At 69.4% G+C, this 10,437-nt stretch carries 9 protein-coding genes; 5 read left to right on the top strand and 4 right to left on the bottom strand.

Annotated elements, in window-relative coordinates; translation table 11 throughout:
• Positions 1 to 436 (bottom strand): ACP S-malonyltransferase (locus tag MKK88_RS26805; RefSeq protein ID WP_244005257.1); only part of this gene is annotated, 436 nt, incomplete at its 3' end.
• Positions 437 to 673: 237 nt separating this feature from the next.
• Between MKK88_RS26805 and rpoZ the strand changes: the two genes are divergently transcribed.
• The 3 genes from rpoZ (at position 674) to MKK88_RS26790 (ending at position 4,511) form a co-directional block, all read left to right on the top strand.
• Complete coding sequence (rpoZ, locus tag MKK88_RS26800) at positions 674 to 1,084, top strand: DNA-directed RNA polymerase subunit omega (RefSeq protein ID WP_244005255.1); 411 nt, start codon at positions 674 to 676, stop codon at positions 1,082 to 1,084.
• 202 nt (positions 1,085 to 1,286) lie between these two features.
• A complete protein-coding gene (locus MKK88_RS26795; protein ID WP_244005259.1) occupies positions 1,287 to 3,518 on the top strand; it encodes a RelA/SpoT family protein in 2,232 nt (743 codons plus the stop codon).
• A 351-nt stretch (positions 3,519 to 3,869) separates the two neighbouring features.
• Positions 3,870 to 4,511, top strand: coding sequence for an NYN domain-containing protein (locus MKK88_RS26790; RefSeq protein ID WP_244005253.1), 642 nt, complete (start codon positions 3,870 to 3,872; stop codon positions 4,509 to 4,511).
• 4 nt (positions 4,512 to 4,515) lie between these two features.
• On the opposite strand, the gene MKK88_RS26785 is transcribed toward MKK88_RS26790, so the two are convergent.
• From MKK88_RS26785 to dapA, 3 genes are all read right to left on the bottom strand, one after another.
• On the bottom strand, positions 4,516 to 5,085 hold the full coding sequence (locus MKK88_RS26785; RefSeq protein ID WP_244005251.1) for a peroxiredoxin: 570 nt from the start codon (positions 5,083 to 5,085) through the stop codon (positions 4,516 to 4,518).
• Between the two features lie 66 nt (positions 5,086 to 5,151).
• Complete coding sequence (smpB, locus tag MKK88_RS26780; protein WP_244005249.1) at positions 5,152 to 5,625, bottom strand: SsrA-binding protein SmpB; 474 nt, start codon at positions 5,623 to 5,625, stop codon at positions 5,152 to 5,154.
• Between the two features lie 15 nt (positions 5,626 to 5,640).
• Complete coding sequence (gene dapA, locus MKK88_RS26775; protein WP_244005247.1) at positions 5,641 to 6,540, bottom strand: 4-hydroxy-tetrahydrodipicolinate synthase; 900 nt, start codon at positions 6,538 to 6,540, stop codon at positions 5,641 to 5,643.
• A 200-nt stretch (positions 6,541 to 6,740) separates the two neighbouring features.
• Between dapA and MKK88_RS26770 the strand changes: the two genes are divergently transcribed.
• Together MKK88_RS26770 and MKK88_RS26765 are read left to right on the top strand one after the other, a co-directional pair.
• Positions 6,741 to 9,047 carry a lytic transglycosylase domain-containing protein gene (locus tag MKK88_RS26770; protein ID WP_244005245.1) on the top strand — a complete coding sequence of 769 codons (2,307 nt, stop codon included), beginning with the start codon at positions 6,741 to 6,743 and terminating at the stop codon, positions 9,045 to 9,047.
• 252 nt (positions 9,048 to 9,299) lie between these two features.
• Positions 9,300 to 10,286: a catalase family peroxidase gene (locus MKK88_RS26765; RefSeq protein WP_244005243.1), complete on the top strand. Its 987-nt coding sequence runs from the start codon at positions 9,300 to 9,302 to the stop codon at positions 10,284 to 10,286.
• Positions 10,287 to 10,437 lie beyond the last annotated feature (151 nt).

Genomic DNA, 10,437 nt, shown 5'->3' with positions numbered 1-10,437 from the left:
GCGCCGTTTCGAGATCGGTGCCGATCAGCGCCGCCATCGCCCCCGCGCCCGGCGCCACCGCCTCCTGCATGGCCGCGCCGCGCAGGCGCAGGAGTTTTGCGGCATCGGCGATCGTGAGGCTGCCGGCGGCGGCGAGCGCCGCGTATTCGCCGAGCGAATGCCCGGCCACGCAGGCGACGTCGCGGGTCAGATCGAGGCCGCGCTCGGCCTCCAGCACCCGCAGCACCGCGAGGCTCGCCGCCATCAGCGCCGGCTGGGCGTTGGTTGTGAGGGTCAGCTCCTCGACCGGCCCCTCGAACATCAGCCGCGACAAGTTCTGATTCAGGGCGGCATCGACCTCGTCGAGCACGGCCTTCGCCTGCGGGAACGCCGCCGCGAGGTCCCGCGCCATGCCGACCGCCTGGCTGCCCTGGCCGGGGAAGATGAGTGCGCGCATATCGGTCTTGATCGCTCCACGGCGCGCGAGCGCCGCCCGTGTCGGCTGAACCTGTGGAATGGCGGGCGGACTGGCACCCGTCGCCGCAGGTGTCAACAATGCGCCGCACCATGCGGCGGCCCGAACGGCGGGCGTGCGCCCTGCGCAAGCCGCTGTGCTTGTTGCACAACGGCATCCGGTGTAGGGTGCAGCCATACCCGACATCACCCGTCGCTCAAGCCCAAGGAGCCGCCCCGCATGGCGCGCGTCACCGTCGAAGATTGCATCGAGAAGGTCGAGAACCGGTTCGAGCTGGTCCTGCTGGCGAGCCACCGTGCCCGCCTCCTCGCCGCCGGCGCCCCGCTCACCGTCGACCGCGACCGGGACAAGAACCCCGTCGTGGCCCTGCGCGAGATCGGCGACGAGACGATCACGGCGGACGACCTCAAGGAGCAGTTGATCCACTCGCTGCAGAAATACGTCGAGGTGGACGAGCCGGAGGCCGAGACCGTGCCGCTGCTGTCGAGCTCGCCGGCCGCCGCCGCGGTGGCCCCGCAATCCTCCAGCGACGATGCGGCGCCCCAGTTCGACCGCATGAGCGAGGAGGATCTGCTGCGCGGCCTCGAGAACCTCGCCCCGCCGGTCGAGACCGACGACGAGGGCGAGTGAGCCGGACACAGTGGGCCTGGACGCGCACGACCTGACCGCGACGGGACCCGGCGGAGACGCCGGGTTCTCTCGTTCCGAGGCCGAAACCGGCGCGCCGGGTGGATGCCCCCCGCCGGGGGCTGGCGTCGCGACGGCCGGTGCGGAACAATCGCGCGTGACTCCGACCCCGCGTCCCACCCAGGAGCCGGCCCCGTCCCGGCGGATGATGCGCCAGTACGAGTTGGTCGAGCGCGTCAAGCGCTACAACTCGACAGCCGACGAGGCGCTGCTCAACCGCGCCTACGTGTACGCCATGCAGGCGCACGGCACCCAGAAGCGCGCCTCGGGCGACCCGTTCTTCGCCCACCCCCTCGAAGTCGCGGCGATCCTGACGGATCTCCACCTCGACGACGCCACCATCGTGGCCGCCGTCCTGCACGACACCGTGGAGGACACCGAGGCGACGCTGGAGGAGATCCGCCGGCTGTTCGGGCCGGAGATCGGCGCGCTGGTCGACGGGCTGACCAAGCTCAAGCGGCTCGATCTCGTCTCCAAGCAGGCCGCCCAGGGCGAGAACTTCCGCAAGCTGCTGCTCGCCGTGGCGGCGGATGTGCGCGTGCTGCTGGTGAAGCTCGCCGACCGCCTGCACAACATGCGCACCCTCCAGCACATGCGGGAGGACAAGCGCCACCGCATCGCGCAGGAGACGCTCGACATCTACGCGCCGCTCGCCGGCCGGATGGGCATGCAGGAGCTGCGCGAGGAGCTGGAAGATCTGGCCTTCCGCAACATCGAGCCGGAGGTCTACGCCACCATCACGCAGCGGCTGGCGCGCCTCACCGCGAAGTCCGAGAGCGTGGTCGAGACCATCGCGCAGGTGCTCACCGAGAAGCTCGGCGCGCAGGGGATCATCGCCGAGGTGAGCGGCCGTCAGAAGCGGCCCTTCTCGATCTGGTCGAAGATGGAGCGCAAGTCGGTCGCCTTCGAGCAGCTCTCGGATATCTTCGGCTTCCGCGTTGTCGTCGACACGGTGCAGGACTGCTACGCGGCGCTCGGCATCGTCCATACCAGCTGGCCGATGGTTCCGGGCCGGTACAAGGACTACATCTCGACCCCGAAGCAGAACGATTACCGCTCGATCCACACCACGGTGATCGGGCCCAAAAGCCAGCGCGTCGAGTTGCAGATCCGCACCCGCGCCATGGACGATATCGCCGAATACGGTATCGCGGCGCACGCCCATTACAAGGAACTGGGCCGCCGGGAGGGTGAAGGCAGCGTGCATCCGAAGCTCGCGGCCGAGAGCGGTGCCTACCAGTGGCTGCGCCGGACCATCGAGCTCCTCGCCGAGGGCGATAGCCCGGAGGAATTCCTGGAGCACACGAAGCTCGAGCTGTTCCAGGATCAGGTGTTCTGCTTCACCCCCAAGGGCCGGCTGATCGCCCTGCCGCGGGGCGCGACGCCCATCGACTTCGCCTATGCGGTCCATACGGACGTCGGCAACACCGCGGTGGGCGCCAAGATCAACGGCCGGATGGCGCCCCTGCTGCATGAGCTCGCCAACGGCGACGAGGTCGAGATCATGCGCTCGGACGGCGCCGCGCCGCCGGCCGCCTGGGAATCCCTGGTGGTGACCGGCAAGGCGCGGGCGGCGATCCGCCGGGCGACCCGGACCGCGGTGCGCCGGCAATATGCCGGCCTCGGCCGTCAGATCCTGGATCGGGCCTTCGAACGCGCCGCCAAGACCTTCTCGGAGGACAAGCTGCGCGGCGCCCTACCGCGGCTCGCCCGCGCCACCACCGAGGACGTGTTCGCCGCCGTCGGGCGGGGCGAGATGTTCTCCGGGGATGTGGTCCGCGCCGTTTATCCCGACCATCGCGACGAGCGCCGGCCCTCGGCGCCGCTCGGGCCGACCAACGGCGCCGGCCGGCTCGTCCGCTCGGCCGACCAGACGATGCGGCTGACCTTCCCGGGCGGGGAGGGCGGTGCCGAGGGGCGTAGCGACGCGATCCCGATCCGCGGCCTCGCGGGCGACCTGCCGGTGACCTTCGCGCCGAACGGCGGCGCGGTCCCGGGGGATCGAATCGTCGGCATCCTGACACCCGAGGTCGGCGTCACCGTCTACCCGATCCAGTCCGCTGCGCTGGCCGCCTTCGACAACGAACCGGAACGCTGGCTCGACGTCCGGTGGGACGTCGATGCGCTCGGCGGCGAACGGTTCCCCGCCCGGCTGGCGCTCAAGTCGATCAACGAGCCCGGCGTGTTCGCCCAGATCGCCCAGGTGATCGCCGATCATGACGGCAACATCGACAACATCTCGATGAAGCGCCGCACGCAGGACTTCACCGACATCACCATCGACCTGTCGGTCTGGGATCTTCAGCATCTGAATGCGATCATCGCGGAGCTACGCGGCAAGCGCGCCGTCAACAGCGTCGAGCGCGTGAACGGCTGAACCGTCCCGGCAATTCACCGATCTCAGGTTTATCGGATCAGCAGCAGCAAAGCTTTCCAAGACCGCCGGCAAACCGGTAACAGCAGAGTGTTCGGACCTTTTTGCTTCGCAGCATCGATCTTCCCGGCCGCTTACCGTCTGTTCTGCTTGACACGGATGCATTTGAAGACGAATGGTCCGCCGGCTTGGGCGACGGTCACGGGCCAACGACCGCGCTTTTCGCCCATATTGCAGAGTATATCGACGTTCAATAGTGCCGATCCGGCCCGGACCCGAGGGCAGAGCCGGATGCCGGTCACGTTCTGAGACGATTTCCCGTCACCCCGTATTTTTTCAGGATTCAACCTGTTCATGACAGCAAACCAACGCAGCGCGATCTTTATTGACGGCGCAAACCTCTACGCCACCACCAAGGCCCTCGGCTTCGACATCGATTATAAAAAGCTCTTGAATGAATTTCAGTCCCGCGAAAATCTTCTGCGGGCGTTTTACTATACTGCCATGATCGAAGATCAGGAGTATTCGTCGATCCGTCCCCTCATCGACTGGCTCGACTACAACGGCTACCGCGTCGTGACCAAGCCGGTGAAGGAGTTCACCGACTCCATGGGACGGCGGAAATACAAGGGCAATATGGACATCGAGCTGGCGATCGACGCCCTGGAGCTCAGCGCCCATATCGATCACATGATCCTGTTCTCCGGGGACGGCGACTTCCGATCCCTCGTCGAGGCGATGCAGCGACGGGGCGTCAAGGTGACGGTGATCTCCACCATCCAGACCCAGCCGTCGATGATCTCCGACGAGTTGCGGCGGCAGGCCGACGAGTTCGTCGATCTGGCGAGTCTCGCGGGGCGGATCGGACGCGAAGCGAACGAGCGCCCGGCACGGGCGGCGGGTGAGGCACCGAGCCGTTATCGCGGCGAAGGCCGGGCGAATCCCGGCCTCGAGAATCGCTACGGTATCCGCCAGCCGGAGGCCGAGGAGGAGTAGGGCATCACGCGCCCGCGCCGTCGAGCCAATCGAGGACCTGCCGGGAACTCCGGTCCGGCGGGAAGACCGGGTAGAACAGGTGGCTGACCACGCCGTCGTCGATCACCAGGGTCAAGCGACGCAGCAGCTTCTGCCCGCCGGCCTCGAAGACCGGCAGGCGCGCCGCCATCGCGAAGGCGCGGTGTGGATCGGAGAGCAGCGGGAACGGCAGGCGCAGACGCTCGGCGGCCTCCCGCTGATAGGCGCTGGTCTGGGTCGAAAGGCCGTAGACCTGCCTGATCCCGCGGGCCTTCAACTCGGTATGGTGATCGCGAAAGTCGCAGGCCTGCGGCGTGCAGCCCCGAGCGCCGGGAATCGCGTCCCAGTCGGGCGTGAGGCCGGGCTTCCCCGGCTCGCCGGTGCGCGGATAGGCATAGACGACGACGCGGCCGGTGAGCCGGGCAAGCGAGACCGTGCCGCCATCGGTGGCGGTCAGCGCCACGCCGGGCAGGCGCATCCCGCGCAGATGGTCGGCCGCGCCATCATCCGCGGGTGCGGGGAGATCGGTGGGCAGGACATCGTGGTTGGATGACATGGGTCGCTCCGCAGGGAGACCGTAAACCAATCCGATATCCGAAGGGGCAGACGAACGGCCTGTTCGCTAACCCCGATCCCGCAGCAGTCGCGCCCGGTCGCGCTGCCAATCGCGCTCCTTGGCGGCCTCGCGCTTGTCATGGGCCTGCTTGCCCTTGCCCAAGCCCAGTTCGACCTTAGCCCGCCCCTTGTCGTTGAAGTAGATCTTCAGCGGCACCACCGTGTAGCCCTGGCGCTGGGTCGCGCCGATCAGCTTGTCGATCTGGCGGCGGTGCAGCAGCAGGCGGCGCGGGCGCTTGGTGTCGTGGTTGAAGCGGTTCGCCTCCAAATATTCCGGGATGTACGCGTTGAACAGCATCAGGTCGTTGCCGGAGGGGCCGGCATAGGATTCGCCGATCGTCGCCTTGCCGCCGCGCAGGGACTTCACCTCGGTGCCGGTCAGCGCGATGCCGGCCTCAAGGGTATCCTCGATCGTGTAGTGGTAACGCGCCGCGCGGTTATCGGCGACGATGCGCCGGCCGGGCTCCGGTTTCGGGGCCATCGTTTGTGACTCTTCTCAGCCTTCGAGCAGGCCGGCATGTTGCAGGGCGGCATCCACGATGCGGCGCGTCGCCTCGGAGACCGGCACCATGGGCAGCCGCAGCTCCTCGGCAATGTGGCCGAGCCGGGCCAGCGCGTACTTGACCGGCGCCGGATTGGCCTCGGCGAACAGGCCGCTCTGAAGTGGGAACAGCCTGTCCTGGATGGTCAGCGCCTTGGCGTAATCGCCCGCCAGCGAGGCCTCCTGCAGGTCGGCGCAGAGCCGCGGGGCGACGTTCGCCACCACCGAGATGCAGCCGTGGCCGCCCTGGGCATTGTAGCCGAGCGCCGTCGCATCTTCGCCTGAAAGCTGGAGGAAGTTCTCCCCCATGGCCTGTCGCTGCTGGCTGACGCGGTCGATCTTGGCGGTCGCGTCCTTCACGCCGGCGATGTTCTTCAATGCGAAGAGCCGGGCCATCGTCTCGACGCTCATGTCGACGACGGAACGCGGCGGGATGTTGTAGATGATGATCGGAATGCCGACCGCATCGTTGACGGCCTTGAAGTGGGCGTAGAGGCCCTCCTGCGTCGGCTTGTTGTAGTACGGCGTCACCACGAGGACGGCGTCGGCGCCCGCGCGCTCGGCGTGCTGCGCCCGCTCGACCGCCTCGGCGGTGGAGTTGGAGCCCGCCCCCGCCACGACCGGCACGCGCCCGCCCGCCTCGTCGATGCAGGCCTCGACCACCCGGTCGTGCTCGGCATGGGTGAGGGTCGGGCTCTCGCCGGTGGTGCCGGTCGGCACGAGGCCGTGGCTGCCCTGCTCGATCTGCCAGCGCACGAGCTTGCGGAACGCGGCCTCGTCGAAGGCGCCGTCGCGGAAGGGCGTCACAAGCGCGGTGAGCGAGCCCCGCAGGCGGCTCCCGGTCATCTCGGTCATCTCAGGCGTCCCAAAGGGTCCCTATCGGGAATCCGGCGTTCTCGGCGCCGCGCGTGGTCCACACCTTACGGGCGCGGACGGGCAGACATAGGCGGTCGCGCCACGGCGCGCAAACAGATCGTGGCGACGGTTAACGCGATCTTTATGGTCACCGCCCGATCCTCCGCCTTTCCCGCCCCGGTGAGCAGCAGGGGGACATCGTGATCCGATCCGCGGCCTCGACTCCCGCCCCGAAGCGCACGTCCCTGGCCGTCGTCGCGCTTCTCGCCACCGTGGGCGTGGCACTGGCGGGCCCGGCCGGCCCGGACACGCCCGCAACGCAGCCGACGCCGCCGGCGAGCGACGCCGCCCTCTCGACCGCGCAGATCCGCAGCACCGAGAAGGCAGTCGATCCGATCGCGGCCGATGCCCTGAAGCTCGACCCGGTCCACGTCTCCGACGAAAAAGCCGAGGAGACCGTCCGGGGACTGCCCGCCGCGGCCTTGGCCTACGCGTCTGCCGATGCGGACGCCCCCGTGGCCTTCCCGATGCCGGATGCCGCCGTTGCCCCCGCGGCCCCGGTGCCCGAGGTTCCGGATCCGGCCCGACCAAAGATCTCCGGCGACACCGATCCGACGCTGCTGCGCGGCGCCATCGACCTCTACCGCAAGGGCCGGGTCGCGGAGGGCGACCGGATGCGCGACGGCTTCACCGATCCGGCCGCGAAGGCGCTGCTCGAATGGGTGGCGATCCGCGCGGGCGCCGGCATCGGCTTCAACCGCACGGTCGCGTTCGCCCGGGCCAATCCGGACTGGCCGGCCGGCCCCCTGCTGCGCCGCCGGGCCGAGGAGGCGCTGCTCTCCGAGCGCAAGCCCCCTGCGATGGTGCGGGCCTTCTTCGCCACGGCGAAGCCGGCGAGCGCGCCGGGCAAGTTCGCCCTGGCGCTGGCGCTCCGCGCCGACGGCTACGAGGCGGACGCCGCCGAGATGGCCCGCGACCTCTGGCGCACCGAGAGCTTCGGGCGCAGCCTGGAGGCCAAGGTGCTCGATGCTTTCCCGGAGGCGCTCACCCGGGTCGATCACCGCTATCGGATGGAGCGGGCGCTCCTGAAGGACGATTGGGAGAGCGCCGGCCGGGCGGCCAGCTACGCGGGGGGCGCCTATGCCAGCCTCGTGCGCGCCCGCCGGGCGGTGGAGGACAAGTCCTCCGGGGCCGCCGCGGCGCTGGCCGCCGTGCCGCCGTCGCTGCGCGGGGACGCCTCCTACATCTTCTCCCGGGCGCAGTATTTCCGCCGGGCCGACAAGCCCGAGGAGGCGGCCGCCATCCTCGCCACGGCGCCGAGCAACCCGGACGTCCTGGTCGACGGCGACGAGTGGTGGGTCGAGCGCCGGATCGTGGCGCGCAAGCTCCTCGACCTCGGCGACGCCAAGACCGCCTACAGGGTCGCGAGCGCCCAGGCGGCGCGCACGCCCGAGAAGCGGATCGAGGCCGAGTTCCACGCGGGCTGGATCGCGCTGCGCTTCACCGGTGATCCGGCCGCCGCCGCGCAGCACTTCGCTCAGGTGGCCACGATCGCCGAGAGCCCGATCTCGGTGGCGCGGGCCGCCTACTGGCAGGGCCGGGCGGCCGAGGCGCTTGGCCATCGGGACGAGGCGAAGCACTTCTACGAGAAGGCCGCCCTGCAGCCGATCGCCTATTACGGGCAGGTGGCGCGGGCGCAGCTCGGCCAGACCAGCCTGCCCCTGCGGGCGCCCGCGGATCTCGAAGGGCCTGAGCGGCAGGCCTTCGAGGATCGGCTCTACATCCGGGCCCTCCGGATGCTGGGCGAGGCCGGCATCAAGGATCTGGCCCTGCCGCTCTACATCGACGCCGCCCGGGACCTCTCCGACCCGCGCGAATTGCAGGCGCTCGGCGATCTCGCCACCGACATGAAGGATCCCCGCGCCCTGGTGGCGATCGGAAAGCTCGCGGTGCAGCGCGGCCTGCCCCTCGACGCCCACGCCTACCCGACGATCGGGATCCCCGCCTACGAGACCTACACGGCGGTACCGCAGGTGGAGCGGGCCATGGTCTACGCCATCGCCCGGCAGGAGAGCCAGTTCGATCCCCGCGCCCAGTCGGGCGTCGGCGCGCGCGGCCTGATGCAGATGATGCCGGCCACCGCCCAGCGCACCGCCCGCCGAGTCGCGGCCGCCTTCGACGTCGACCGCCTGACCAGCGACCCCGCCTATTGCGCCAAGCTGGGGCAGGCCCATCTCGGCGAGCTGATGGAGGATTGGCGCGGCTCCTACGTGCTGGCCTTCGCGTCCTACAACGCGGGCGGCGGCAACGTGAAGAAGTGGATCGACGCCTACGGCGACCCGCGCAAGCCGGGCGTCGACGTGATCGATTGGGTGGAGCGCATCCCCTTCACCGAGACGCGCAACTACGTGCAGCGGGTGATGGAGAACCTGCAGGTCTACCGTTCCCGGCTCGACAGCCGCAGCGCCCTGCTGATCGACGGCGACCTCCATCGCGGGGCGCGATAGCGGGCTCCGCACCGTCTTTGCGAGCGGAGCGAAGCAATCCAGTCGCGCCACGCCGCCGGATGACGCGCGTCCCTGGGTTGCTTCGCTGCACGCGCAAAGACGGTGTGCTTAATGAGCAGCGGACGGCTGGGATGTAACCCCCGCGCCGCCGCAGCGAAGCTTGCGGTTGTGTCTTCGGCCATTCTCTAACTAGAAGATGGTCCGGTCCGCGTGGACCGGCCCGGGCGGGCCGTGGCTGCCGAGAGGATCCTCATGCTGCGTTCGAGATTGGGTTTCGCCCTCCTGCTGAGCACCACGCTCGCGGCCGCCGCGCCGGCCCTGGCCCAGGAGGCCTCCACCGCCGAGCAGACGATCGACGTGATGAACACGTTGTTCGGCAAGCATCCCGGCGCGCGGGCCAATCACGCCAAAGGCGTGGTCGCCGAGGGGAGCTTCACCCCGTCGCCGGAGGCCGCGACGATCAGCAAGGCCTCCCTGTTCCAGGGGCCGGCCGTGCCGGTGACGATCCGCTTCTCCGACGCCACCGGCGTACCGACCATCGCGGACGGCGCCGCCAATGCCAATCCGCACGGCCTCGCCCTGAAATTCAAGCTCAGCGACGGCTCGGAGATGGACGTCGTCACCAATTCGCTGAAGTACTTTCCCGTCGCCACCGGCGAGGATTTTCGCGATCTCCTTAAGGCGGTCGCCGACAGCGGGCCGAACGCCGCCCATCCGACCGCACTGGAGCGCTTCGCTGCGGCTCACCCGGCCGCCGCCACCGCGGGTGGTACGGCCAAGACCCCGTCGAGCCTCGCGCGGCAGACCTATAACGGCGTCAACGCCTTCATTCTCGTCGACAAGGACGGCAAGCGCCAGCCGTTCCGCTTCCGGATCGAGCCGGTTCAGGGCGAGGAGATCCTGCCGCCCGAGGATGCGGCCAAGCGCGATCCGAATTTCCTGATGGCCGAGATCGGGCCCCGCATCGCCAAGGAGCCGGCGAAGTTCCGCGTCCTGGCCCAGCTCGCGCAGGCCGGCGACCCGACCAACGACGCCACCAAGCCCTGGCCCGACGACCGCAAGACCGTCGATCTCGGCACGCTGACCGTGTCGAAGGCGGTGCCGGACAGCGCCGAGGCCGAGAAGGCGCTACTGTTCATGCCGAACAACCTGACCGACGGGATCGAGGTCTCGGACGATCCGCTGATCGACGCCCGGGTGCAGGCCTACGCGGTCTCGTTCAGCCGGCGCTCGCAGTAACCGATTAGCGGGTGGTGCCCGCCGCCGGTGCCGAGGGCGGCTTCGCGCCACCTTTCGGTGCCGTGTCGGTCGCGGTGCGAGCCCCGTCCCGGGTGGCGCCGGTGCCGGTCAGGCCGCCGGCGCCCATGCTGGTCGTGGGCGCGTCGTCCTT

Origin of the sequence: Methylobacterium sp. E-005 (genome assembly GCF_022829725.1) — a bacterium.
Classification (GTDB): domain Bacteria; phylum Pseudomonadota; class Alphaproteobacteria; order Rhizobiales; family Beijerinckiaceae; genus Methylobacterium.
Note: the sequence above shows the minus strand (reverse complement) of the source record. Positions and strands in the feature narration are given on the sequence as shown.

Coding starts and splice junctions, on each gene's coding strand:
- rpoZ (WP_244005255.1), top strand. CDS start 674: ATGGCGCGCGTCACCGTCGAAGATTGCATCGAGAAGGTCGAGAACCGG.
- MKK88_RS26795 (WP_244005259.1), top strand. CDS start 1,287: ATGATGCGCCAGTACGAGTTGGTCGAGCGCGTCAAGCGCTACAACTCG.
- MKK88_RS26790 (WP_244005253.1), top strand. CDS start 3,870: ATGACAGCAAACCAACGCAGCGCGATCTTTATTGACGGCGCAAACCTC.
- MKK88_RS26785 (WP_244005251.1), bottom strand. CDS start 5,085: ATGTCATCCAACCACGATGTCCTGCCCACCGATCTCCCCGCACCCGCG.
- smpB (WP_244005249.1), bottom strand. CDS start 5,625: ATGGCCCCGAAACCGGAGCCCGGCCGGCGCATCGTCGCCGATAACCGC.
- dapA (WP_244005247.1), bottom strand. CDS start 6,540: ATGACCGAGATGACCGGGAGCCGCCTGCGGGGCTCGCTCACCGCGCTT.
- MKK88_RS26765 (WP_244005243.1), top strand. CDS start 9,300: ATGCTGCGTTCGAGATTGGGTTTCGCCCTCCTGCTGAGCACCACGCTC.